Raw genomic sequence first — 23,960 nt, 5'->3', positions numbered from 1 at the left:
CGTTGTGCCGCATCGCCGCTACTGTTCTACATCGCCTTGTAGGAATCCGGATCGGGCGAGTCCGACGGCTTGGCGAATTCGTTTTTCAATTCGGGACCCATCGGCACGTTGAGGTTCAATCCCTTCGGCGGAATCTTCGCCATGAACCATTTGTCGTAGAGCTTGGCGCCGTCGGGGCTGGTGTACAGCGCGGCGGTGGCGCCATCTACCACCTTCTTGAAGGCCGCATCGTCCTTGCGCAGCATGATGCCGTATGGCTCGGGCTTGGAGAATGCGTCGGTTGAAATCACATAGGCGCCGGGCTCCTTCGATCCGGCGACCAGGCTCGCAAGCAGGATGTCGTCCATCACGAACGCGACGGCGCGGTCGGTTTCCACCATCAGGAACGCTTCGGCGTGATCCTTGGCCGGGATGATATTGACGTTGAGGTTGCGCGCGGCATTGGCTTCGGTGAGCTGCTTGATGTTGGTGGTGCCGGAGGTGGAAACCACCGGCTTGCCCTTGAGATCGTCGATGGAGCCGATCTTGCTGGACTTCTTGGAGACGAAGCGGCTGGCCGTCAGGAAATGGGTGTTGGTGAAGGAGATCTGCTTCTGGCGGTCGGCATTGTTGGTGGTCGAGCCGCATTCGAGATCGATGGTGCCGTTGGCCAGCAATGGAATGCGGGTCGATGACGTCACGGGATTGAGCTTGACCTCAAGTTTGTCGAGCTTGAGCTCTTTTTTCACGGCGTCGACGATCCGGTAGCAGATGTCCATGGCAAAGCCGATCGGCTTCTGGGCATCGTCGAGATAGGAAAACGGAATCGACGAGTCGCGGAAACCCAAGGTGATCGCGCCGGTTTCCTTGATGTTTTTCAGCGTCCCGGTGAGCTCCTGGGCGTTCCCCTGCCCGGCGCCGAGCATTGCCGCCAGCGCCAAACCCGTCAGATAGCTGCGTTTCATGGTATTCTCCTGCCTGAAACCCTGACCGCGTCGGTCGCTGGATGCTGCACGTGCAACATCCGGACCAGAGGCCGATGGCGCATTCGATCCTTAAATGCATTTATTGACAAGGGAAACTGCGGACAGCGGCGGGGAGCGGCGGCGGCAACCGTGAAACCTATTCGATCCCGCGGCGTTTAGCCTCCTTGCAATCCCGAGGAGACGCGCGATGACGGACACATCTCAGATCAAGCAGCACATGGATGTCATTTCGTCCGACCGGAAAACGGTCGGAAAGGTCGATCATATGGATGGGCCCGATAAGATCAAGCTGACCAAACAAAGCTCGCCCGACGGCCAGCACCATCATTTCATCCCGATATCCTGGGTCGATCATATCGACGAGCACGTCCATCTCAACAAGTCCGGCGCGGACGTCACCTCGCACTGGCAGCACGGGCAATCTTGAGCGTGCATCGGTCGGTCGAACTGCAATTCGAACGGATCGCGCAGGAGTTTGCCGAGTGGCGGGGAGTGTCCGACGACGAACGCTCGCCCGCGCCGGCGTGGTGGTGGGGACCTGCGATGGAGGCCCTCGACGAACCGGACGCCATGCCGGCCGAGTTGTGCGTCAGCTTCGAATTGTCGCCCGGCTCGCGTTATGGCGACGCCGCCGAACTGCTGATGAAGGCACTGGCGGAGCAAACTTCGCTGTCGTGGCCGGATGAATTTCCGAAGAAATTTCCTCAGCCGGATCCGGCATAGCAATGCGCGGGGTGGGTGCGGCGCACGAGCGTCGTCCTATCCCACGCTCCGCTACGATTCTCCGTTGCAGCCGATCGCAACGATCTCGGCTTCGCCGCCCCCCGCCGGCACCACGTCCCCTACTCTCTTTCCGAACAAGGCGCGCGCCAGCGGCGAGGCATGCGACAATGTTCCGCGGGACGGATCGGCCTCGTCTTCACCGACAATCCGGAACGTCTGTTCGCGGCCGTCATCGCGAACGATCGTCACCGTGCCGCTGAACCGGACCTGCGCGGTATCATCGGTATCCGGCACGACGTGCGCGGTGGCGCGCCGGGCGGTCCAGTACCGCAGGTCGCGCGCCGCCTGCGCCATCGCGGCGCGGTCGTCGGCCGCTTGCGCGGCACCATAGGCGGCTTGCGCTGCGGCCACCGCAGTCTCGATCTGCGCCAGGCCCTCCGCCGTGACGTCGTTCGGATGCCCGGAGACCGGCCGATCCGGCAGTTCCCCGACGGCATCGGCGTCGGTTTCCTTTACGAAAGCTCTGCTCATGCCTGGAATATGGGACCGAGGACATCGCAGTGAAAGGCGGAACCCGCCTCGATATGGCAAAACCCGAACCGCCGACTATATCAGCCGCATCCCGGACCGAAGTTCGTAGCTGTGAGAAAACTTGTGATCGTCCTGTTACTGATGCTGATCGTTCCGATCGGCGCGTCGGCGGCCAAATACTGGCTCGGCGACCGTTCCGTCAATTGGCAGGTTGCGGATCGCTCCAGTGCCGGCCTGCTTCCATCTCCTTCCGAACATCCCGAAGCGCTGGTCCGCGTGTTCGCCGCACGCACCGTTCGCTGGAAGGGTATTTTCGCGGTCCATAGCTGGATCGTTTTCAAGGAGCGCAACGCGCGGACCTACACAAGATATGACTATACCGCCTGGGGCGAGCCGATCTGGGTCAATGGCTTCGCCGCGGACGGACGCTGGTTCGGCGATGTCCCGGAGGTCATCGCGGCTGCCGAGGGCGAGGCCGCGGCGCGCATGATTCCGAAAATCCGTGCCGCGATTGCAAGCTACAAGCTGCGATCCTCCGGCGATTACCGTGCCTGGCCGGGACCGAATTCCAACACCTTTGTCGCTGCGGCACTCGCCGCAGTCCCGGAGTTGCGCGCGACGCTTCCGCCCACCGCGATCGGCAAGGACTACCCCTATGATGACCGGTGGATCGGCCTGACGCCGTCACGCACCGGAATTCGCGTCTCGCTCGACGGCTATCTCGGCATCACCGCCGGCTGGGTCGAAGGTCTCGAGGTCAACTTTCTCGGCGCAGTGTTCGGCATCGACCTTCGCCGCCCGGCCATCAAGCTTCCCGGCCTTGGGCGCATCGGCCTCGCGCAGACGTCGGTTGCGCAGCCGCCGTTTGTGGCGCGGGAGCAACGCAAAGGCGATCTAGCAGAATTGACTGGCAGGCAGCGGCGACGGCTCTGACGATGCACGTCACGACGGATCAGCTTCCGAAATCCAACGCCGGTGCCATCACTTTTCCAGCGCGTCGTAAATGATCCGTTTCAGCGCCGGCTGGATGCGGGTTCGCTCGGAAGGCGAATTCTCCAGGAGAATGAAAAACATGTCGTTGGCGGGATCGATCACGAAATAGGTTCCGCTGGCGCCGTCCCATTTGATCTCGCCGATCGAACCGGGCGGCGGCGGAACAGCCTTACCGGAATCGGTGCGGATGCCGAAACCGTAACCGAAGCCAAATCCGTCGCCGGGAAAATAGAAATAATCGCGTTCGACGCCGGAGCCCGGACCGATATGATCGGTCGTCATCGCCGTGAAGGTCGCGGGACTGAGATAGCGTTTGCCGTCGAGCTCCCCGCCATTGAGCAGCATCTGCGCGAAACGGGTGAAATCGCCCATGGCGCTGACGAGGCCGCCGCCGCCGGATTCCCATCGCGTCACGTCGAGCGGATTGCGTTCGACCACCCGGTCGCGAGGCAGCGGCTTGGCGAAACGCGCGCGCTCCTCCGGGTCGGTCAGAAAGAATTTTGTCGTGGTCATGCCCAGCGAATCAAGAAACTGCGTCTTTTCGAACTGGTACAGCGATTGTCCGGATGCGACTTCGATGATGCGGCCGAGAATATCGGTGGAATGGCCGTAATCCCACAGCGTGCGCGGCTGCTCGGCAAGCGGCAGCATCGCAATGCGTTCGGCAAATTGCGCATTGTCGAAATCGCCGAAATAGATATTGGCATAAGCGGTTTTGACCAGGCCGTTGCCATAAAATCCATAGGTGATGCCGGAGGTGTGCAGCAGCAGATCTTCGATGATAAGCGGCCGCCTGGTCGGCACCAGCTCCAGCACCGCCCGGCCGCCGTCGTCCTTCTTTTCGACGCCGACTTTCATTTTCGCGAAGGACGGAATGTATTTCGATACCGGATCGTCGAGTTTCAGCCTGCCCTGGTCGACCAGCATCATGGCCGCGAAGCTGGTGATGGCCTTGGTCATCGAATGCAGCGGGAAGATGGTGTCGGCCGCCATCGGCCGGCCGGTATCGGTGTCGCTGACGCCGAACTGCTTGAAATAGACCTCGCGGCCGTGTTGCCTGATCAGCACCATCGCGCCGGGAATCTTTTTGGTTGCGACTTCATTATCGAAGAAATTGTCGATGCGCTGCAGTTTGTCCGGCGAGAAAGCCGCGGGCTTCGGCACGGCGAGCGCGGCGTCGGCCCATGCCGGCGCGCCCGACAGGCTGCCCGCCAGCCACAGTGGAGCAAGCAGCGCCCTGCGCAGGCTGGATATGAATGTAAAGGCCATGAGGAAACAACCCGGTGCAGCCGCAACGTATTGCATTGCTGCCGCCCGATCCAGAAAGATCGGGACGTTCGGAGATACGCTTCACTCCGCGCGGCGTCGCGCTCGATTTATCTCACGACTGTATCGCGGCTTCCGGCACACCGGTCCGTATCAGCCATTATTTCGTCAGGGAACGCCGGGCGCGCCGCGGGCTGAAAAACGTCTCGAGGAATCGTCCGGATGCGACGAATCGCAGCCACCAATACACCAATCTTCGCGTCTTCATTTCGCTCTCCGGAAGAATGCGGTTCATTCCCTGCTGGTAGCTGCAAACGCGGCGGGCGAATGTGAACTGCTTCACATCATGGCGGCCGGAGTGGCGTTTTTTGCACTGCACGGATGATGGCCGTGGCGTCGTCATCAGCGCGGGTTCACTGCTTGTGTCATAGCGGTAAGATTAGACACGATCCGCCACCCATCGTTGCGACCGGCTTCTGCTTCGTCGGCGCCTGCAGACCCTGTGACGAGGGCGAAGCTAGCTCGCTACCACCGCATTGGTCGGAGTCGGGCGGTCGGTGATCTGCTGGCCGAACAGGCTGCCGACCAGTTCGGTGGCGACGCGGGCGGTGCGACCGCGCTCGTCGAGAAAAGGATTAAGCTCGACGACGTCGACCGCCTGCACCAGTCCGGAATCGTGCAGCAATTCCATCACCAGATGCGCTTCGCGATAGGTGGCGCCCCCCGGCACCAGCGTGCCGACACCCGGCGCCAGATCCGGATCGAGGAAATCCACGTCGAAGCTGACATGCAAAACGCCATTGCGCGCCTTCACCCGCTCGATCACCCGCCGGATCAGCACGCCGACGCCGAATTCGTCGATCTGCCGCATGTCCGCCACCGCGATATTGCGCTCGCGGACCAGCGCCTTTTCCAGCGGGTCGATGGAGCGGTGCCGAACAGATCGAGCTGGGAAGGTTTGATCGACGCGCGCGGCTCAGCGCCCAACAGCCGGTCGAGGCCGGGTTCGCCGCACAGGAATCCCGCCACCATGCCATGCATGTGTCCCGATATCGTGGTGGCGGGGGTGTTGTAGTCCGCATGCGCATCGAGCCACAGCACGAAAAGCTCGCGGCCCTGTTCGTGCCAGTGGCGGGCGACGCCGTTGACCGAACCCATCGAGAGACTATGGTCGCCGCCGAGGAACACCGGAATGGCGCCGGACCCTGCCAGCGTATAGGCGCGTGCGCTGACGGCTTGGATCCAGGCTGCGATCTCGCGGTACTGCCTTGCATTCGGCGGCGAAGCGTCGTCATTTCGCGCCGGATCGGGCTGCGGGACGTCGCCATGGTCCTCCACCGCAAAACCGAGGTTATGCAGCAGCGCTCCAAGTCCCGCGGTGCGCAATGCCGCCGGTCCCATCAGCGTGCCGCGCTGTGACGCACCGACCTCGACAGGAACGCCGAGCAAGGCGATCGATTTCGCAGCATCAGTGCCGGCATGATCGGTCATCCGTGAAACTCCGCCGTTACGCCCGACGTGATCGCTCCACGAGTCGTTCCCGTGAAGGCGCCAGGGCATGGACATATTCCGTCATACGCGGGCTTGACCTGTGTATCCATCGATCTTCGGAAGGATTTTTCGAAGCGGAATGGATCGGCGGGTCAGGCCCTACTGGAAGCACACATCTCATCGTCATGGCCGGGTTTGACCCTGCCGGATTCACACATCTCGTCATACGCGGGCTTGACCCGCGCATCCATCACCTTTGGAAGAATCATTTCGAAAGGGATAGATTGCCGGTCAAGCCCGGCATGACGGCGTGATGTGTGCATCCAGTAGGGTCAAGCCCGGCAATGATGCCAGAGATACGTGCATGCCCTGGCGCCTTCGCGGGGGCGACCGGAGATTTTGGCGATCGAGGGTGAGCATATCGGCCCACCCCGCAACGCTATCGCCGGCTCCTCACCGTCTTGCCTACACTGATGGCAAGGGCAAAGGAATCCTCGAAAGACCGCGTTTCATGCCACCAGCCGAGCGGCACATATAGCACCGAGCCCGGCTTAAGCGTGACGGTACGGCTCGTCCGGCCGAATTCCGCACTCCAGCCGTCGCGCAATCTTGTCGCGACGTAGACGGGATCGTGCAGGCCCGCCGGCGGATCGCTGTTGCGCTCGAGCCGCCATTGCCGGCTGCCGAACAGCTGCACCGCAATGACGCCGACGTCGTCGCAATGGCGCGATATCACCGCGCCCTCGGTCTGCAGGCTCCCGATGCAGCCTCCCGACCGGCGCCCGAGCGCGCGGCACAACGCCGCGATGGTCCGCTTTACCTCGCTGAACTGCCGTTCAAAGTCATTGAAGAAGTAACACGTGGCGGCCCGCCCCGGCGCTTTCGGCATCTCGTCCGCGCGAAGGGTGCGATAGCCGACCAGGCCGGATTTACCGGGAACGATACGGCGGATCGGGGCGCCATAGCATGGCATCAAATCATGAACCGCCTGCATGTCCGCAAGCAGCGCCGCGCCCAGCAAACGCGCCAGCCGCCGACGGCTGCCATGATGCACCACGACATCCGGCCCGTTGAGCTGATCCCGCAGCGAACCGCCTCTGCTTCCGAAAAGCAGCGGCAGGAGGTCGGGATCTGTTCTATCCGACTTCGATGCGCGCAAGCCTGCGGATTTTCGAATACGCGCGCTTGGCCTGGTTTGCATCCTTTGCCTCCAACCAGATACTCGCAAGAAACCCTTCTTCGTTGTCGCCGCCGACGCGATCGCCGACCTGGTGCATCAACCGCACCGCGGCAACGCTCGGCAACTCGTTGATCTCCTCGAATCCGTCGAGCCGGGTAATGACGCCGGTCCGGGGCGCGAACAAAAAGATCATGGCGTGCCGCCGCGCCCGGCGGAATTTCAACGGCGGCAGTTTCTCGCCGAGGATGAGGGATATCCGCGCGGCGCCGACATCCAGATCGGTGAACGTCTCGATGCTGTCTGTCACGCAGCCGGCCCCGATGCGCGGGTTGACCTCGAGAATTCGCGGACCGACGCCGGGCACCCATCGCAGTTCGACGTGGCAGAAGGTGTTGCGCAACCCGATGGCGCGCACGGCCGCAACCGCATGGCTTCGAAGCTGCCGGATCTCGGCGCGGCGAAAGCGCAGCGGAGGAGCGACCAGCAGATGCTCAAGGACAAAGCCGGATTTTTCCTCGACCTCGAGCTTGTCGTGCACGACCAATGGCGTCACGGCGTCGCCCACGACGACGCATTCCACGCTGGCTTCGCGCCCCGGAAGGTACTGCTCGACCAGCATGGATTTCATCGGATCGAAATGAAGAATGGCGCCCTGCCCGGTCCTTGCGGCATGCGGAGCCATGCGGAGTTGCTCGTAATAAGCGCTCGGCATCAGCCGCATCGCCTTCGACCACGAGGCGCGAGCCTCCGCGTCGCCGTTGCAGCGGAAAATCAGGCTCGATCCGACGCCGGTCAGCGGTTTTAGAATGACGGGATAGCCGATCGTGCGCGCGATTCCGAGCAGCGATGCCGTATCGGTGGCGAGCCCGAACGGAATATCCGGGACGTTGGCCTGCGCCAACCGCAGCCTGGTCAGGAATTTGTTGGTTGCCGCCGCGAGCGCATGGACGGGCGAATGAGCCAGCCCGCGCTCGGCGGCGATTTCGGCGACACTCGCATGGAGAAACCCATCGCTCCTGTAAGGGCCGCAGATCGAGTGCAGGCCGCGGATGGCGTAGCGCCGGTCAAACCGGCCGATCAGGCGTTTCAGATTGTCGATATGAAAGTTTCGGGTTTCTATGACGCGCTCGAACAGACCGCTGCCGGCAATGCGGTTGCCGGGGGGACAAATCAGCGCCGTCCCGATGGCCCGCGACGCGGCGGCTTCGGCAATGGCATCCGCGGTGCCGACCCCCATGGTGTCGATATAGACAATAAGCGGCCGGCGCGGGTTCATTTCTCGACCAGAACTCAAGTCGGATTCATCGCGGCCGGTTGGAAACAGATAATGTGCGACAGCCGAGATTTATCGCGGACAGGACGTCCCCGAACCGTCCCGGCTGGTTTTCGCACATGATGTATGACGACGCGACTAACTGGACGATGGCGCAGGCCTATTTCTTCTTGGCCTTTTTGGTTTTCTTCTTGGCCTTCTTCGGGCCGTAGCTGGTCTTTTTCGCCTTCTTCACTTTCTTCTTCTTCATCTTCCGGGTTGATTCTAGCACCACTGCAATGCTCCCATTTTAAACTTGATCGACTCAAGCAGCAAAACCTTGCATCGAGCGTTGCAAGAATCAACATCTTCGGTTGAAAGCGGCAAGTTACCCACCGGCGGTTGCGGCAACACCCGCGAAGATGCCCTGAGTCACGTCGGCCAGTTCAGGACTTCGTCATCGCCGTCGAGATAGTGGGAAACCACAAATCCGTCTTCGTTACGGCTATGCAACGGCGGCAGCTTTTGCTGGCCGGAAAACGCGAGAAACTCGTCCGCAACATAGGGCGACACCGACCGGATATACTTCTTTCCATCGATGAACTGGTAATCCAGCCGTGATCCCGGCCCGATCCTGTGTTTGCCGACCGGAGTTACATAGACATAGGTCGGCGCGTATACTCCAGAGCGCGACGCCAGTTTCGACAGAATGTCTATCCCCTTCTGCACCGACGTGCGCAGATGGTAGGTTCCGGTTACGTCCATGCAATGGAACAGATAGTAGGGAACGATCGACAGCATCACGAACCGGTCGAGCAGCGCCCGCAGCGCCGCGGCGTCGTCATTGATGCCCTTCAGCAATACGATCTGTCCCCGGATGCCGAGGCCGTGCGCCGTAATGCGCTGCAGCGCTTCGGCAACCTCGACCGTCAGCTCGTCGGAGTGGTTGAAGGAGACGCCCAGCGAAAGACTGCGGCCGCGCAGGGGATCGACCGTGGATGGCTTGTTGTACCGGGCCAGCAGGCGGCACAACTCGCCGGTGATATGCTCCGGATTGAACAGGATATGCCGGGTGCCGATCCGGATCTTGTTGACATGCGGAATAAGCGCGATGCCGTCGAGGATGCCTTCCAGCATGTCGGGCCGCGCCAGCGGATCTCCGCCGGTGATCAGCACCGTATCGATGCGGGGATCGCCGGCGATGTAATCCAGCGCGCGGCGGATGTTGTCCTCGCTCATCACCGGCGCGTCGCCCGCCAGGGTCCGCGTCTTCTTGAAACAGTACCGGCAATAGGCCGCGCAATCGAAGTACGGCGTGAGCACGGCGCGGTCTTCGTAAATCCGTTCTATTCCGTAGATTCCCCGGTTGTTCTTGCCCTCTTCGAATGGCGCGTCCCGGCCGAAATCCAGACCTTCAAGATAATACGGTACGAACTGCCGGCGGATCGCATCGGACTTCTTGATGAGGGAACTGAGATAGGGCGTCACCCCGCCGCGGAACCGGCGTGTGACGTCCCGCCGCAGCTTGATCTTCTCCTCGACCGTGAACGCGGTGCTGCGCAGTTCTTCCGGCGTGATTTTTACGAGGCGCTCCGGGCGGGTCAGGATATCAGACATTCGATCCCTCATAAACGCCAGGTTGCAAACCTGCCTGCATAAGGAGAGCCTGATTCGCCGGATTTTGAAAGCCCGTGCTTGCCGCGCTAAGCCGGAATCCGCCGCGTCGCAGCCGGCAGCCCGGCCGTGACGCGCCTCGTCGCTGTATTAAACCAAGGTTCGATCTGTTCTCGCCCGGCCAAGTCGAATAGCATCGGTGCAATGAAAAAGTCATCCGGGAGAATGGCCTAATGGATCGGCATTGGCGATCAGATACGTTCCGAGCGGTATTGCTGGCTGCTTTGCTTGCCGCGCCTTCGCTGGCCGCGGCGGAGACGATGAGCTTCGAAGACGCAGCGGCACTGCTGGGCGCCAGTTGCGGCAAGGACATCGACGACAATTGCCGCGGCGTCAATCTCGACCCGACCCGCCTGAAGGAGTGCCTTTCCCGCAACCAGGACGTGGTTTCTACGCAGTGCAAGGCGGATTACGGCCGGGTTTTCGGCGCGGTCCAGCAACGTGCGGCGGCGCGCGCCGGTGTTTTCAGGGTTTGCGAGAAAGAAGCCAAATTATGCGGCGGGGCCGAGAAAATCGCCGTGCTGCAATGCCTCGCATCGAAGCGCGGCGTCAGCGCGCAATGCACCAAGACCATCACCGACGCGGGGTATCGCTGATGCCGTCGGCCGATCGCCCGCCGCGCGGCGCGGGTGCCCTTGCAGCGCTGCTGATCATGCTCGCGGCGCCTGCGGATCCCGCGCTTGCGCAAGCCGCAGCGCAGGAAAACCTCGTCGATCAGCTCACCGGGCCGGACACCGCGCCGGAGATCGACATCGCTGCGATACGTCAGCAGGCGGTTGAGCGCATGAAAGCGAAGGCGACCGCGCAGCCCGTCAACCGGCCGCCGCTGGTTCCCGAGCTGAACAGGCTGCCGCAAATCAGCCTCGACATACAGTTCGATCCGGATTCCTCCATCATCCGGCCGGGGTCGTATCGAACGCTGGGACGCCTCGCCGATACCCTGACAAATCCGGCGCTGCTGCCTTACAGGTTCCTGATCGTCGGCCACACCGAATCAGGCGGCCGGCGCGATTACAATCTGACCGTCAGCCAGCGCCGGGCCGATTCGATCCGCGATGTGCTGGTGACGATGTTCAAGGTATCTCCGAAGCGGCTTCACTCGCTCGGTCTCGGCGAAGAGCAGTTCAAAGACCCCGCCCGTCCGGCGACGGCAGCGAACCGGCGCATCCAGATCGTGGGCGTTGGAAAAATGCCGGAGCCGTCCGAGAGCCCCGTTGCTGCGCCGGCAAAAAAGCCCCCGCCGCCGGGAAAAAAACCGCCGTCGCGAAAATAGCCAAGGTACCGATGACCAAGCAAATCCGGCTCAACGCCTTCGCGATGAACTGCGTCGCGCATCAATCGCCGGGGTTATGGACCCATCCGCGCGACCGCACCAGCGACTACAATCGCCTGCCGTATTGGATAGATCTGGCGCGAACGCTGGAACGCGGGCGCTTCGACGGCCTGTTTCTCGCCGACGTGCTCGGCGTCTACGACGTGTTCGGCGGCAGTCCGGACGCGGCGCTCCGCAATGCCACGCAGACCCCCGTGAACGATCCGCTGCTATTGATTTCGGCGATGGCGGCGGTGACCGAGAATCTCGGCTTCGGCGTGACATGCACGCTGTCCTACGAGCCGCCATACCCGTTCGCGCGGCGGATGTCGACGCTGGACCATCTCACCGAAGGGCGGATCGGCTGGAATATCGTGACCGGTTATCTCGACAGCGCCGCGCGCGGCGCCGGAAAAGAAAAACAGACCGCGCATGACGACCGGTACGACGTCGCCGACGAATACATGGACGTGGTCTACAAGCTGTGGGAGGGAAGCTGGGAGGATGGTGCGGCGGTGCGCGACCGCGCCCGCGGCATCTTCGTGGATCCGGCGAAGGTGCACCGCGTCCGGCACGAGGGCGCCAACTACCGGCTCGATGCGATCCACCTGAGCGAACCGTCGCCGCAGCGTACCCCCGTGCTGTATCAGGCCGGCACCTCGCCGCGCGGACGCCTGTTCGCCGCGCAACACGCCGAATGCGTGTTCATGTCGGGCCCCTCCGCCAAGGTGATCGCGCCGCGCGTCGCCGCCATTCGCGCAGCCGCCGCGGAAGCCGGCCGCGACCCGGCCGACATCCTGATGTTCAGCATGATGACCGTGATCCTCGGGCGCACCGAGGCGGAAGCCGCCGCCAAATACGCCGACTATCGCCGTCACATCAACCACGAGGGCGCGCTGACGCTGATGTCGGGCTGGACCGGGGTCGATTTCTCGACCTATGACCTCGACCAGCAGGTTCGCCACGTTCACAACGACGCCGGCCGCACCGCGATGGACAACGTCACCCGCGCCGATCCCGACCGGGTCTGGACCGTGCGCGAGGTCGCCGAGCATGTCGGCATCGGCGGCATCGGGCCGGTTCTGGTCGGCACTCCCGAAAAAGTCGCCGACGAGATCGAGGCATGGTTCGAGCTGACAGATGTCGATGGCTTGAACGTCCCGTTTGCGATTTCACCCGGCGATTTCGAGGACATCGCCGATCTGCTAGTGCCGGAACTGGTGCGGCGCGGACGCTACAAGGCCGCCTATCAGCCGGGCACGCTGCGCGAAAAACTGTTCGGCACCGGCCGCGCCCGGCTCGCCGCGCCGCATCCGGCGGCAAGCTATCGATACAAGACGACGGCCGCCGCGGCGGAATAATGATGACCAAAAAAACCGGGAGACGACGGCCATGGCTTTATCCAGACGCGCATTGCTTCAAGGTGCCGGCGCTCTCGCCGCGGCGGGCGCCGGTGCTTCGCCCTTTCGGGCTTTGGCGCAAACGGCATCGAAGCCGATGATCGTCGATTGCCACGGCCACTACACCACCGAGCCGGAGGCCTTGAACGTTTTTCGCGCGGCGCAGATCGCGGCACTGAAGGACCCATCGAAAAAGCCCTCCGCCGCCGAGCTGAAGATCAGCGACGATCAGTTGCGCGAAAGCGTGCAGCCGCAACTGAAATTCCAGCGCGAACGCGGCACCGACGTGACGCTGTTCTCGCCGCGCGCCGGCGGCATGGGCCATCACATCGGCACCGCGGAGACCAGCGCCGAATGGTCGCAGGTATCCAACGAACTGATTTATCGCATCAGCAGGCTGTATCCGGAGAATTTCATCGGCATCGGGCAGTTGCCGCAGTCGCCGGGCGTGCGGCCGGATAACTGCATTGCAGAGCTGGAGCGCTGCGTGAAGGCCTACGGCTTCGTCGCGGTCAATCTCAACCCGGATCCGTCCGGCGGATACTGGCGCGACCCGCCGCTGACCGACCGCTGGTGGTATCCGCTCTACGAAAAACTGGTCGAACTCGATGTCCCCGCCATGGTCCATGTCAGCGCGTCGGCCAACCCGAATTTCCACGGCACCGGCGCCCATTACATCAATGGCGATACCACCGCCTTCATGCAGTTCATTACCTCGGACCTGTTCAAGGACTTTCCGAGCTTGCGGATGATCATCCCGCATGGCGGGGGTGCGGCGCCGTATCATTGGGGACGCTATCGCGGCCTCGCGCAGGACATGAAGAAACCGCCGCTGGAGGAACTGCTGCTCAAGAACGTATTCTTCGATACCTGCGTCTATCACAAGCCGGGCATCGAACTGCTGTTCAAGGTGGTGCCGATCGACAACATCCTGTTTGCGTCGGAAATGGTCGGCGCGGTGCGCGGGGTCGATCCGTTCACCGGCCGCTATTATGACGACACAAAGTTCTATGTCGACGCGCTGCCGCTGTCGGACGACGACCGCCGCAAAGTGTTCGAAGCCAACGCCCGCCGCGTCTACCGGCTCGACCGCACCGAGCTGTACAAGCGGCGCGGGTAGCGCTCGTCATGGCCGGGACGAACCCGGCATGACGCGCTAAACGTTGCCCATAAAAGCAGCTTGAAAAGGCAATGGTGCGCGCTGCATCCTTTTACCCTCAGCCAAGTTATGTCTGGCGCGCATTAGCGGTGCGGGAAATGGGGCATCATGGCCAATCCGATCGAAGAAGGACTTCCCTATCCGCTCGGCGCGCATTGGAGCGGTCAGGGCACCAACTTCGCGCTGTTCTCGGCCAACGCCACCATGGTCGAGGTGTGCCTGTTCGACGGCGGGCGCGAAACCCGCATTGCGCTGCCCGAATACACCGACCAGGTGTTTCACGGCTACATCCCCAACGTCGGACCCGGCACCTTCTACGGCTATCGCGTGCACGGGCCCTATGATCCCGCCAACGGGCATCGCTTCAATCCCAACAAACTGCTGCTCGATCCCTATGCGCGGGCGCATGCCGGCTCGTTGACGTGGAATCCGGCCGTGTTCGGCTACCAGATGGAGAGCGGCGACGACCTCACCTTCGACGAGCGCGACAGCGCCGCCTTCGTGCCAAGGTGCGTCGTGGTCGATCCGGACTTCGATTGGACCGCAGAACCCGCGCGGCAAAACGTGCACTGGGACGAGACCATCGTCTACGAAACCCATGTCAAGGGTTTTACCATGAAGCATCCGGATATTCCGGAAAACCTGCGCGGCACCTATGCCGGTTTCGGTTCCGGCCCTGCGATCGGCCATCTGAAATCGCTGGGCATCACATCGGTCGAACTGCTCCCGATCCACACCTTCGTCAACGACAGCAGTCTGCTCGACAGAGGCCTGACCAATTACTGGGGCTACAACACCATCGGCTTCTTCGCGCCCGATCCGCGCTATGCCGCCGACGTCGCGAACTCCTTGCGCGAATTCAAGGAGATGGTGTCGCGCCTGCACGGCGCCGGCCTCGAGGTGATTCTCGACGTCGTCTACAATCACACCGCCGAGGGAAACCAGCACGGACCGACGCTGTCGTTCAAGGGCATCGACAATGCGAGCTATTACCGGCTGATGCCGGACAACCGGCGCTATTATCTCAACGACAGCGGCGTCGGGAATACCGTCAATCTGGGCAATTCGCGGGTCATGCAGATGGTGATGGACAGCCTTCGCTACTGGGCCGGCCATATGCACATCGACGGTTTCCGTTTCGATCTCGGTATCGTGCTGGGGCGCGATGCCGGCGAATTCGAGGAAGACAGCAGTTTTCTGAAAGTGGCCGACCAGGATCCGCTGCTCGCCACGGTCAAACTGATCGCCGAGCCATGGGACGCCGCCATGCATTACAATCTCGGCGACTTTCCGCCGGGCTGGGCGGAATGGAACGGCAAATTCCGAGACACCGTCCGCGACTTCTGGCGCGGCATGGCGCCGCCCGCAGAGCTGGCAGGGCGGCTGCTGGCGTCGGGCGATCTGTTCAACGAAAAGGGCCGGCGCACCTGGGCGAGCGTCAATTTTATTACCGCCCATGACGGTTTTACCCTGAACGACTGGACCAGCTACAACAACAAGCACAACCAAGCCAATCCGGGCGACGGCGGCGGCGAGGACCACAACCGTTCGTGGAACTGCGGGGTCGAGGGCCCGACCGGCGACAGCGCCATCCTTGACCTGCGCAACCGTCAAAAGCGCAACATGCTGGCGACCCTGCTGTTCTCGCAAGGCACCCCGATGATCCTCGGCGGCGACGAGTTCGGCCGCACGCAGCGGGGTAACAACAACGCCTATTGCCAGGACAACGACATCACATGGTTCGACTGGAATTTCGATGACGAGGGCAAGCTGCTGCTTGCCTTCACCAGACGCCTGATCGAGGTGCTGAAAGCGTATCCGATCCTGCGCCGCAGCCGGTTCCTGACCGGACTGCACGACGGCGAGCTTGACGTCCGCGACGTCACCTGGATCAACGCCGGCGGCGGCGAGATGAGCGGGGCGGACTGGGAGACGCCCTGGATCAAATGTTTCGGCATGCTGCTGGACGGCCGCACCCGCAAGACCGCGCTGCCGCGGCACGGCGAAGATGAAACCGTTTTGATGATCATGAACAGTTTTGACGGCGTCGTCCCGTTCAGGCTGCCCGAAGCGGCTGCGGGCACGCAGTGGTCGCTGCTGGTGGATACCAATATCCCCGACGCTCCCGAAGGCGCACATTTCACGTTCGGCAGCAGCTACGAGGTGACCGGGCGATCGCTGCTGCTGTTCGCGCTCGTTTCGTAAGGTGGACTCCCGTCCTCCGGACGCAGCGCAGCGGGTAGCTATTCGCGAAGCGGCGCGCTGCAGAGCCGTACCGAGCCGTAGTCGCAACGGTCCCGGATCGGCGGAGCGGCATGAAGAATGCCGCTCCGCGTCCGCAACACGATCGGCTTCAATGCAGCCTCGGCGCCTTCAGGAACCTTGCCCGGTCGGATGATTTCACCTCGACGTCGAACGTGTCGCCCTCGCGGTATAGCGTGAGCGGCACGTCGACACCGGCGGGCCCGAGCGCCCAGAGTTTCCGGTAGAACCCCGCCTGGGTTGAAACCTTGTCGCCATTCACCGCCAGGACCACGTCGCCGACCCTGAACTCGGCCCGCGCCGCCGGCCCCTTGTCGGCGATGCCGACCACCACGATCCGGTTCTCGATCTCGTGCGAATACATTCCGAGCCACGGCCGCGCCGGCTTGTTGACACGGCCGAATTTGCGCAAATCCTCGAGCACTGGCTTGAGCAGATCGATCGGCACGACCATGTTGAGATGCTCGGCCCTGCCGGCGCGTTCGCGTTCGAGCTGCAGCGAGCCGATGCCGATCAACTCGCCGCCCTCCGAGATCAGTCCGGTGCCGCCCCAATTGGGATGCGCCGGATAGGTGAAGAGCGCCTCGTCCAGCAGGTATTCCCAATAGCCGGCGAATTCCTGCCGGGCGGCGATGCGGCCGGCCAGCGACCGGGTGCGTCCGCCGACGCCGCCCAATACCACGCGGTCGCCAGGCTTCACCGTGCCCGACGAGCCGATCGGCAACGGTTGAAGATCGATGCGGCCGAGCGCCTGCACGAGGCCGAAACCGGTTTCGAAATCGAAGCCGAGCGCGTGGCCTTCCACCACGCGGCCGTCGCCGAGATGCAGCCAGACGGTTTCGGCCTCGGTGATCAGATAGCCGATGGTCAGCACCAGCCCTTCGCCGATCAGCACGCCATTGCCGGCGCGCTCGGTGCCGAGGGTGTCGGCGGTGAACGCGTCGGTTGGAATGATCGAATGCAAGCCGACCACGGCGGACAATGCGCGCTCGAGGTCGAAGCCGTATTCCTCCGCCCGCGGCTGTACCGCCAGCGGCACTTTCCATTCGGTCAACGAAGGCATTGCGGGTTCTCCGATTCCCCCGGGGAGGTTTTATCACAGGCGCGAGCGGCGCGAAATGCCATGCATCGCCGAAAGCCTGAAACGGGCGCTGTTCTAGACCGGATCAGCCATGGCCGCCATCAGCGTGACTCCTGCCACACCGTGCAGCCAGTCGCTGCTTTTCGGCTTTCTGGTTTTGACGGTGGAATGTGGGCCTGCGTTGCCCCGCCGCAAATTCCGAGGCCTCGGCTACACCTCCACAATCACATAACTGCTCTCGACATGCACCGGAAACGTCTCCGCCACGTAAGGCCCCTTCGCCAGCATCTCGCCGTCCTCGACCGCCACCGGGTAGGTCCGTACCTTGACGCGCTTGGGATCGAACCAGGACTGGCCGTTGCGCATGTCGAATTCCCAGCCGTGCCAGGGGCAGCGCAGCAGTTCGCCGACCCGCGAGCGGCGGTAGACGCCGGGCTCATCGGAGGTCAGCCGCGCGACGCAGGCCGCCTTGTCGAGCGGCGCGCCCTCATGCGGGCAGCGGTTGAGCAGCGCGAAGAACTCGCCGCCGACATGGAACACGACGATGTCGCGGCCATTCACGGCAACCACCTTGTTGCCGCCGGGCGGGATCTCCGTGGTGCGGGCGACGATGTGGCGGGTCATGTCCTAAAAAACATTGCGATCAGAGCTTGTAGAGCGCACGCGCATTGCCGTTGAAGATCTTGCCACGCTCGGTTTCGGTCAGCGGCGTCTTGAACGCGAACCGCGGATCGTCGAAATCCCAGTGCGGATAGTCCGACGAGAACAGCAGGCGGTCGACGCCGACCCAGTCAATCACCGAGCGCAGATGCGCGGCGTTATCGGGCTCGTCGATCGGCTGGGTCGTGAACCAGAAGTGCTCCCTGACATATTCAGATGGCCGCCGCTTCAGATGCGGGACCTCGTCGCGGAACCGCTCGAAATGCTGGTCCATCCGCCACGTCGTCGGCGGAATCCAGCCGAACCCGCCCTCGATGAACACGACTCTGAGCTTGGGGAAGCGCTCGGGCACGCCTTCGATCACCAGGCTGGAGAGCTGCGCAGCCACCGTATGGGCGTTAGATTGATGCTCCTCGGTGTAGAACGACGGCCAGCCGCCGCCGCTCGGCGCGTGGCCGCCATAACCGCCGACATGGATGCCGAGCGGAAGGCCGAGTTCTTCGGCCCTGGCATAGATCGGCCAGTAGCGATGGCGGCCGAGCGGCTCGTTGGCGCGGGGCGAGACGTTGATCTGCACATAGCGGCCGGTTTTTGCGCAGCGCTCGATTTCGGCGACGGCGGCGACGGTGTCGTCCTGCCCGACCAGAATGGAGGCTTTCAGCCGCGGATCGCGATCGCTCCACTGCGCGAGCTGCCAGTCGTTGACCGCGCGCTGGATCGCCGCGCCAAAATCGAGATTCTGCTGCGAGAAGATGAACAGATCGAGCACCTGCAGGATGCCGAACTCGATATCCAGCGCATCCAGATGCTGCTTCTGCATGAACTCGAGATCGGAGCCGGGCGGGCCGCCGGTCGGCGGCCATGCGTCGCGCCGGGCGATCAGCGGCGAAGAGCGCGGATACGGCGTGGTGCCGATATAGGGGGTGCGCAGATGATCGCCGTAGGTTTTGAGATGCTCTTGCCAGCGTTTCGGCAGGAACGGATTGAGGTCGGCGCGCGAATGCAGGCTTGGATGCACGTCGCAATCGATGATGCGCAGCCGGCTTTTCGCGGACGCTTGCTGTTCAAGCAGAGGCCGGTCAATGACGTTCATGCGATCCTCCTTCGAGCGGCCGGGTTCATGCGGCGAGATTCAAGCGCGGAAAGGTTTCGAGCGGATTGTCGGCGCACATCTTCAAGACAAGACCGGCGGGAAGATGCGGCGGGATGGCGTCGTCGCCGTCGAATTGCCAGTGCGGATAGTCGGACGCGAACAGGAACATCCGGTCCGAGCCGATCTGGTCGATGATGTCGGCGACGCCGGCGGCGTCGGGCGGGCTGTCGAACGGCTGCGTGGTCAGGCGAATGTGGTCGCGCATGATCGCCGCCGGCTCGCGATCGATCCACGGCACCTCGACGCGGACGCCGCGCCAGGTCTTGTTGGCGCGCCACATGAACGCCGGCAGCCAGCTGATGCCGGATTCCATCAGCACGGCCTTAAGGCCCGGAAATTTCAGGAACACGCCTTCGTAGATCAGACTCAACACCTGGGCCTGAAACGCCTGCGCCTCGGCGAGATAGTATTCATAGCGATAGGACGGCCAGCCGATCGAACTCGGCGCCTGGCGATACTGGCTGCCGGCATGGATGGCGATCGGCAGTTTGTGCTTTTCCGCAGCCTGATACACCGGCCAAAAATGCCGCCGTCCGAGCAGGGTCTCGCCTTGCGCCAGCACCAGGATCGAGACGAACCGATTGTCGCCGGCGCGCCGCTCGATTTCCTCGATTGCCAGATCGGGCGCCTGCATCGGCACCATGATGGACGCCCGCAGACGCGGATCGCGCGAAAGCCATTCGGCCGCGATCCAGTCATTGATCGCCTTGCAGAAGGCAGCCGCCATGTAGGGATCGTACACCGCCTGCGCGCCGTAGAGCACGTTGCAGATCGCATGCGAGGCGCCGAGTCCGTCGAGGGCCTGACGCTGCACCATTTCAAAATCGCTGCCGGGCTTGCCATCCTTTGGCCGCCAGTCGGGCCGGCCCGACAGCGCCATGCCCGGCGGATAGGAGGTAAGATCAAGGCCATCGATGGCGCGGCTTACCACCTGTTCCTTCCAGTGATCGTCGAGATACGGCAGCAGCGTGGTGCGCGTCCCGCCTACCGCGGGATGGATATCGCAGTCGATCCGCATGGCCATGAAAATTCCCGAACCTGTTTTTGGCGGCCCGGACGCGCCGCCTTTCGAATGTGCCGCCGCCGGCTAAAGAGCGCAAGGGTTGGATGATCAATGAAGGAGTACAAGTTCGCTCGCCCGCCGCGGCAAGGCCGGCCCTTGCAGGCGAAGGCCGGCTGGCGCGATGCGATCTTTCCATGCGGCGGCGGGGCACGGTTGACGCCGAGCTACTGCCTCAAACGGGCCGATGCGGCGTCGGTAAAAGCTGCGCGGGTTCGGCGGGGCTGTATCGTCAGCTACGGCGGCTCTTCCGGCGCACCGCCATGTGCTTCGATGCGCCGTGGTATTTGGAAGCATGATACAAGCGATGGTATCTCGACGTCCTGTGAAGCCTGCCCTTGCGGTGACGCGATCCGGTGGCCTGCCGCTTGGCGTAGGAACTGCGCCAGCTCCGTTCGGTTTCGCTCGCCTGGGATGGCGGAGGTTCGGCGCCTTTGGGTGTGATCGCAATCGGCCTGACGGCCTTAACGGCGTCATCGTTGTCAGCGGCATCCAGTCGATCGGCCTTGGCTAGCGTGTCGGTTGCCGGCGGATCGGAGAGGGGATTCGTTGCAAGGACCTCGGCGGGAAACTTCGTCTCTTGAACGATCGATGCCGTGCCGACCTTTATGAGGGTCAGCGCGGCTAAACCGATTAAACACGCAATGGCGAGCCAAACCGTCCTGATCATCGCCGGTCCCAAGCCTTAAAGCGGCAACCCTAATGGAGTTTCGCAACCCGGTAAACACGGGAAGGGCGGCGGCCATGGAGTTGGCGATTATGGTTAATTGCCGAACGAGCTCGCCGGCTTCGATGCTTTTTCTTGTTCTTACGCCGACACTGACGGTGTTGCTCGCTGACGCCATCAGCCGCTGCGGAATTGGTGCAGAGGATGGATTGCCGGGTCAATCCCCCGCGATGACGCAGCGACACGCGCATACGGTAGGATCAAACCCGGCACGACGGCAGAGACGCGCCTATCTCGCAGGGTCAAGGCCGGCCATGACGGCGGAGATGCGCCATGGCGCACGTCAGTCCGCGAGCTGAAAGCGCTCGAAGCGGTGCAGTTCTTCCTCGATGCGGCGCTTCAGGTCCTTGCGCGGGCGCTTGCCGATCCAGCTCCATTTCTGCACCAGCAAATTGCGGTTCTTGCGGTCGGTCTTGAGATCGATGGCGGCGACAATGTCCTCGCCCACCAGCACCGGCAAGGCGAAATAGCCGAACAACCGCTTCTCCTTCGGCACGTAGGCCTCGAAGCGATGGCCATAGCCGAAGAACAGCTCGGTCCGCTTGCGCTGGATCACGAGCGGATCGAATGGCGACAGGATGTGGATCATGTCCGGCGCGGCGCCGCCGGCATTCTGCAGCGTCGCGGTTTCCGCCCAGTGCTGCTGTTTTCCGGCGCCTTCCAGCGCCACCGGCACCAGCTCGTTGCGGCGGACTCGTGCTTCGATCAAGCGCCGGACCTGCGGCTTGGCCGGCGCGTCGAGATGGCAGATCGAATCCAGACTAACGAGCCCCTGCGAGCGCAGCGCGCGGTCGAGCAGATAGGTCGACACCTGCTTTGCCGTAGCCGGCTTCGGCGGCGCGTCCCAACCGAAATGCCGCTGCATCAGTTCATAGGTCTTGAGCATGCCGTTGCGTTCGCTGACGGTTACGACGCCGGTATAGAAAGCCAGTTGCAACGCCCGTTTCGACGGTTTGCGGCTGGCCCACAAATGCTCCTTTTCCGTCAGCACGTCGTCGTCGATGTCGCGGATCGTCAGCGCGCCGTCCTTTCTGATCAGCCGCAACACCTTGCGCAGGTCGGCAGGCTTGACGGACGCGAACCACTTATGGCCCTCGCGCCGGTGCAGCCTCATCTGGGGGATGAAGAAGCGGAAATCCTTGGTCGGCACGTAGGACAGCGCGTGGGTCCAGTATTCGAACACGCTCTTGTCGATGCTCTGAGCCTGGCGCAGATCGGCGCGCCGATACGCTGGAATGCGGGTCCATAGGATGTGGTGGTGGCAGCGCTCGATGACGTGGATGGTGTCGATCTGCACATAGCCGAGATGCGCGATCGCGGATGCCACGGCCTCCGGCCCGTCGCCGAACGGCGCGGAAGTATCGAGCCGCTGCGCGCGCAGCCAGATACGCTTTGCCAGCGCTTTGGTCAGGGGATGCGGTTTGCTCGCGGTCATGAAGCGCGAATGTAACCGGATTCGCGGGGACGTCCGCCTTCAAATTGCGTGCCGGCTCAGGCGATATGCCAATCGCTGTGAATGGCCGCGAAAACCTGGGCGGCGTCGGCCTGATAGGCCAGGCCGACATCTGCCGCCGTGCCCATGGTGCCGTCCGTTCGCGTGAAACCGGCCAGGCCATGGATCGCCGAGCTATCCGAAAAATGCTGTGACGGTCCGATCGGTTCAAGGCCGATGGCCGCAAGCCCAAGGGCATCGGGCGCGTTCACCTCGTCGGGTTGTGAAATACCGTCGCCATTGGCGTCCTGCCAGACCCGGAATTCGCTCCAGCGAGCGTCGCCGAAGTCAAGCTGCCCGTTGTGACTGGTATCGAATACGTCCCGCAGCGCCGCCATATCGGAAGCGGCGCCGGGCGACCACTGGGTGAATACGATTTCCGCAGCCTCGTCGATGACGCCGTCAGGCCCGGATCTGCCATCCGCCCCGAGATCGATGGCGAGAAAGCCGTCACCGGCGCCGGCCCAGGCGGTGTGCTCGCGTCCACCATCGCCGTCCATGTCGAAGGCCGCCGTTGAAGCGCCGAGCTGCACGATGTCGATGCCGCTGCCGTCGAGATCGAGGATCACCGGGTGCGCGGCCGACAGGCTGACGACAAGCGGACTGGCATACCACGCCAGCGTATCCAGCGAATTCCAGATTTGCGTCATATCGGCGGTATGGCTGCCATCGTCGTTGGTGACGTTGCCGATCGAGGCAAATTCCCAGTTGGCGTTGAAGGTCATCGTGAAGGTCGACCACGCGTAGGCCTGACCGACATCGTTGGCGACCAGCGTATGCGTGCCGTCGTCATTGTTCGCAAGCTGCGACACCAGCTGGTGCGCGGCGTTGGTCACCGAAATTTTCGTGGTCCAGCTCTGGCTGCCGGCGACATCATAGTCGTCCTGCCAGCTGCTTCCGCCGTCATTGACGCCAAGCTGGTGGGTGACGTGGCCTTGGGCGTCGGTGTCGGTCCGGAACGAATCCCAGGTGGAGGTGTTGCGGACGTCGTAAATCGTGGTGCTCGTACTGCCGTCCGGATTGTGCACGGTGACGGTGTCGGGTTTGCGGTCGGTGCGTCCCTCGTCGAAGCCGCTGGTGATGTAGTGCTGTCGCGCCGCCACCAGATTATTGCCGTATCCGGCGACGAGATCCGGGTAATTCGCCAGATATTGCACGGCATCGAACGAGGTAAGCGAGCGGTCCTGATAGTAGCCGGTCGTGACATATTGCAGTTCGGCGGCCGCGCGGTCGAGGCCGACGGTATGGATCAGGTCCTTGTTGGAAGCGACATATTCGAGCGGATCGAACGACGCGGTGGCGCGATGCTCGAAGTAGCCGCTGGTGAGGTAATGCTGCGTCGCCGAGGCTGGCGAGTAGCCGCCGGAGATCAGGTCCGGGTTCGACGCCAGATATTCCATCGGATCGAACGAGGCGGTCGGGCGGTGCTGGAAGTAGCCGCTGCTGACATACTGCTGCGCGGCCGTCGCCGGCGTAAAACCCGCCGCGATCAAATCCGGATTCGACGCCAGATATTCCGCCGGGTCGAACGAGGCCGTGGCGCGGTGCTCGAAATATCCGTGGCTGACATAGTGCTGCA

At 62.9% G+C, this 23,960-nt stretch carries 20 protein-coding genes and 2 pseudogenes; 8 read left to right on the top strand and 14 right to left on the bottom strand.

The window, feature by feature from the left end; genetic code table 11:
• Nucleotides 1-26: 26 nt before the first annotated feature.
• Entirely contained in the window at nucleotides 27-944 is a 918-nt protein-coding gene (locus tag ACFE72_RS19515; protein ID WP_375414764.1) for an amino acid ABC transporter substrate-binding protein, read from the bottom strand.
• 208 nt (nucleotides 945-1,152) lie between these two features.
• On the opposite strand from ACFE72_RS19515, the gene ACFE72_RS19510 reads away from it, so the two are divergent.
• Complete coding sequence (locus ACFE72_RS19510) at nucleotides 1,153-1,392, top strand: DUF2171 domain-containing protein (protein WP_375414763.1); 240 nt, start codon at nucleotides 1,153-1,155, stop codon at nucleotides 1,390-1,392.
• A gap of 2 nt (nucleotides 1,393-1,394) precedes the next feature.
• Nucleotides 1,395-1,688 carry a hypothetical protein gene (locus tag ACFE72_RS19505; RefSeq protein WP_375414782.1) on the top strand — a complete coding sequence of 98 codons (294 nt, stop codon included), beginning with the start codon at nucleotides 1,395-1,397 and terminating at the stop codon, nucleotides 1,686-1,688.
• A gap of 51 nt (nucleotides 1,689-1,739) precedes the next feature.
• On the opposite strand, the gene greA is transcribed toward ACFE72_RS19505, so the two are convergent.
• Nucleotides 1,740-2,219, bottom strand: coding sequence for a transcription elongation factor GreA (greA, locus tag ACFE72_RS19500; RefSeq protein ID WP_375414762.1), 480 nt, complete (start codon nucleotides 2,217-2,219; stop codon nucleotides 1,740-1,742).
• Between the two features lie 141 nt (nucleotides 2,220-2,360).
• Here greA and ACFE72_RS19495 point away from each other — a divergent pair, with 141 nt between their 5' ends.
• Entirely contained in the window at nucleotides 2,361-3,152 is a 792-nt protein-coding gene (locus tag ACFE72_RS19495; RefSeq protein ID WP_375414781.1) for a DUF3750 domain-containing protein, read from the top strand.
• Nucleotides 3,153-3,200: 48 nt separating this feature from the next.
• Here ACFE72_RS19495 and ACFE72_RS19490 read toward each other — a convergent pair whose 3' ends face one another.
• The 5 genes and pseudogenes from ACFE72_RS19490 to ACFE72_RS19470 form a co-directional block, all read right to left on the bottom strand.
• Nucleotides 3,201-4,481 (bottom strand): serine hydrolase domain-containing protein, encoded by a 1,281-nt coding sequence (locus ACFE72_RS19490; RefSeq protein ID WP_375414761.1) that lies wholly within the window; start codon nucleotides 4,479-4,481, stop codon nucleotides 3,201-3,203.
• A 514-nt stretch (nucleotides 4,482-4,995) separates the two neighbouring features.
• Nucleotides 4,996-5,969: pseudogene (gene rocF, locus ACFE72_RS19485) on the bottom strand (arginase).
• Between the two features lie 439 nt (nucleotides 5,970-6,408).
• Nucleotides 6,409-7,128: a JmjC domain-containing protein gene (locus ACFE72_RS19480; protein ID WP_375414760.1), complete on the bottom strand. Its 720-nt coding sequence runs from the start codon at nucleotides 7,126-7,128 to the stop codon at nucleotides 6,409-6,411.
• Nucleotides 7,106-8,443 carry an ATP-grasp domain-containing protein gene (locus ACFE72_RS19475; protein ID WP_375414759.1) on the bottom strand — a complete coding sequence of 446 codons (1,338 nt, stop codon included), beginning with the start codon at nucleotides 8,441-8,443 and terminating at the stop codon, nucleotides 7,106-7,108. The genes ACFE72_RS19480 and ACFE72_RS19475 overlap by 23 nt, the downstream gene beginning before the upstream one ends.
• 390 nt (nucleotides 8,444-8,833) lie before the next feature.
• Nucleotides 8,834-10,018, bottom strand: a complete 1,185-nt coding sequence (locus ACFE72_RS19470; protein ID WP_375414758.1) for a KamA family radical SAM protein — start codon at nucleotides 10,016-10,018, stop codon at nucleotides 8,834-8,836.
• A gap of 317 nt (nucleotides 10,019-10,335) precedes the next feature.
• On the opposite strand from ACFE72_RS19470, the gene ACFE72_RS19465 reads away from it, so the two are divergent.
• The 5 genes from ACFE72_RS19465 (at nucleotide 10,336) to glgX (ending at nucleotide 16,151) form a co-directional block, all read left to right on the top strand.
• On the top strand, nucleotides 10,336-10,671 hold the full coding sequence (locus ACFE72_RS19465) for a hypothetical protein (RefSeq protein ID WP_375414757.1): 336 nt from the start codon (nucleotides 10,336-10,338) through the stop codon (nucleotides 10,669-10,671).
• The gene (locus ACFE72_RS19460) at nucleotides 10,671-11,348 is read left to right on the top strand and encodes an OmpA family protein (protein WP_375414756.1); all 678 of its coding nucleotides are present in this window, start codon (nucleotides 10,671-10,673) and stop codon (nucleotides 11,346-11,348) included. Before ACFE72_RS19465 ends, ACFE72_RS19460 begins: the two co-directional genes overlap by 1 nt.
• Before the next feature lie 11 nt (nucleotides 11,349-11,359).
• On the top strand, nucleotides 11,360-12,748 hold the full coding sequence (locus tag ACFE72_RS19455) for an LLM class flavin-dependent oxidoreductase (protein WP_375414755.1): 1,389 nt from the start codon (nucleotides 11,360-11,362) through the stop codon (nucleotides 12,746-12,748).
• 136 nt (nucleotides 12,749-12,884) lie between these two features.
• Nucleotides 12,885-13,907 (top strand): amidohydrolase family protein, encoded by a 1,023-nt coding sequence (locus ACFE72_RS19450; protein WP_375414780.1) that lies wholly within the window; start codon nucleotides 12,885-12,887, stop codon nucleotides 13,905-13,907.
• 147 nt (nucleotides 13,908-14,054) lie between these two features.
• The gene (gene glgX, locus ACFE72_RS19445) at nucleotides 14,055-16,151 is read left to right on the top strand and encodes a glycogen debranching protein GlgX (protein WP_375414754.1); all 2,097 of its coding nucleotides are present in this window, start codon (nucleotides 14,055-14,057) and stop codon (nucleotides 16,149-16,151) included.
• A gap of 148 nt (nucleotides 16,152-16,299) precedes the next feature.
• Here glgX and ACFE72_RS19440 read toward each other — a convergent pair whose 3' ends face one another.
• The 7 genes and pseudogenes from ACFE72_RS19440 to ACFE72_RS19410 form a co-directional block, all read right to left on the bottom strand.
• Complete coding sequence (locus ACFE72_RS19440; protein WP_375414753.1) at nucleotides 16,300-17,271, bottom strand: S1C family serine protease; 972 nt, start codon at nucleotides 17,269-17,271, stop codon at nucleotides 16,300-16,302.
• A gap of 228 nt (nucleotides 17,272-17,499) precedes the next feature.
• The gene (locus ACFE72_RS19435; RefSeq protein WP_375414752.1) at nucleotides 17,500-17,913 is read right to left on the bottom strand and encodes a Rieske (2Fe-2S) protein; all 414 of its coding nucleotides are present in this window, start codon (nucleotides 17,911-17,913) and stop codon (nucleotides 17,500-17,502) included.
• Nucleotides 17,914-17,932: 19 nt separating this feature from the next.
• Nucleotides 17,933-19,042 carry an amidohydrolase family protein gene (locus tag ACFE72_RS19430; RefSeq protein ID WP_375414751.1) on the bottom strand — a complete coding sequence of 370 codons (1,110 nt, stop codon included), beginning with the start codon at nucleotides 19,040-19,042 and terminating at the stop codon, nucleotides 17,933-17,935.
• A 25-nt stretch (nucleotides 19,043-19,067) separates the two neighbouring features.
• Nucleotides 19,068-20,126 carry an amidohydrolase family protein gene (locus tag ACFE72_RS19425; RefSeq protein WP_375414750.1) on the bottom strand — a complete coding sequence of 353 codons (1,059 nt, stop codon included), beginning with the start codon at nucleotides 20,124-20,126 and terminating at the stop codon, nucleotides 19,068-19,070.
• A 268-nt stretch (nucleotides 20,127-20,394) separates the two neighbouring features.
• Entirely contained in the window at nucleotides 20,395-20,832 is a 438-nt protein-coding gene (locus tag ACFE72_RS19420) for a hypothetical protein (protein ID WP_375414749.1), read from the bottom strand.
• A 340-nt stretch (nucleotides 20,833-21,172) separates the two neighbouring features.
• Complete coding sequence (locus tag ACFE72_RS19415) at nucleotides 21,173-22,324, bottom strand: winged helix-turn-helix domain-containing protein (protein ID WP_375414748.1); 1,152 nt, start codon at nucleotides 22,322-22,324, stop codon at nucleotides 21,173-21,175.
• A gap of 56 nt (nucleotides 22,325-22,380) precedes the next feature.
• A pseudogene (locus ACFE72_RS19410) lies at nucleotides 22,381-23,960 on the bottom strand (hypothetical protein); the annotation flags it as partial.

The sequence above is a fragment of the uncultured Bradyrhizobium sp. genome, assembly GCF_964252615.1.
Lineage (GTDB): Bacteria > Pseudomonadota > Alphaproteobacteria > Rhizobiales > Xanthobacteraceae > Bradyrhizobium.
This window is presented reverse-complemented; position numbering and strand designations above follow the sequence as displayed.

Excerpts from the sequence above, each read along its gene's own strand:
- ACFE72_RS19515 (WP_375414764.1), bottom strand. The coding sequence starts at position 944 with ATGAAACGCAGCTATCTGACGGGTTTGGCGCTGGCGGCAATGCTCGGC.
- ACFE72_RS19510 (WP_375414763.1), top strand. The coding sequence starts at position 1,153 with ATGACGGACACATCTCAGATCAAGCAGCACATGGATGTCATTTCGTCC.
- greA (WP_375414762.1), bottom strand. The coding sequence starts at position 2,219 with ATGAGCAGAGCTTTCGTAAAGGAAACCGACGCCGATGCCGTCGGGGAA.
- ACFE72_RS19495 (WP_375414781.1), top strand. The coding sequence starts at position 2,361 with ATGCTGATCGTTCCGATCGGCGCGTCGGCGGCCAAATACTGGCTCGGC.
- ACFE72_RS19490 (WP_375414761.1), bottom strand. The coding sequence starts at position 4,481 with ATGGCCTTTACATTCATATCCAGCCTGCGCAGGGCGCTGCTTGCTCCA.
- ACFE72_RS19470 (WP_375414758.1), bottom strand. The coding sequence starts at position 10,018 with ATGTCTGATATCCTGACCCGCCCGGAGCGCCTCGTAAAAATCACGCCG.
- ACFE72_RS19465 (WP_375414757.1), top strand. The coding sequence starts at position 10,336 with ATGAGCTTCGAAGACGCAGCGGCACTGCTGGGCGCCAGTTGCGGCAAG.
- ACFE72_RS19460 (WP_375414756.1), top strand. The coding sequence starts at position 10,671 with ATGCCGTCGGCCGATCGCCCGCCGCGCGGCGCGGGTGCCCTTGCAGCG.
- ACFE72_RS19455 (WP_375414755.1), top strand. The coding sequence starts at position 11,360 with ATGACCAAGCAAATCCGGCTCAACGCCTTCGCGATGAACTGCGTCGCG.
- ACFE72_RS19450 (WP_375414780.1), top strand. The coding sequence starts at position 12,885 with ATGATCGTCGATTGCCACGGCCACTACACCACCGAGCCGGAGGCCTTG.
- glgX (WP_375414754.1), top strand. The coding sequence starts at position 14,055 with ATGGCCAATCCGATCGAAGAAGGACTTCCCTATCCGCTCGGCGCGCAT.
- ACFE72_RS19440 (WP_375414753.1), bottom strand. The coding sequence starts at position 17,271 with ATGCCTTCGTTGACCGAATGGAAAGTGCCGCTGGCGGTACAGCCGCGG.
- ACFE72_RS19435 (WP_375414752.1), bottom strand. The coding sequence starts at position 17,913 with ATGACCCGCCACATCGTCGCCCGCACCACGGAGATCCCGCCCGGCGGC.
- ACFE72_RS19430 (WP_375414751.1), bottom strand. The coding sequence starts at position 19,042 with ATGAACGTCATTGACCGGCCTCTGCTTGAACAGCAAGCGTCCGCGAAA.
- ACFE72_RS19425 (WP_375414750.1), bottom strand. The coding sequence starts at position 20,126 with ATGGCCATGCGGATCGACTGCGATATCCATCCCGCGGTAGGCGGGACG.
- ACFE72_RS19420 (WP_375414749.1), bottom strand. The coding sequence starts at position 20,832 with ATGATCAGGACGGTTTGGCTCGCCATTGCGTGTTTAATCGGTTTAGCC.
- ACFE72_RS19415 (WP_375414748.1), bottom strand. The coding sequence starts at position 22,324 with ATGACCGCGAGCAAACCGCATCCCCTGACCAAAGCGCTGGCAAAGCGT.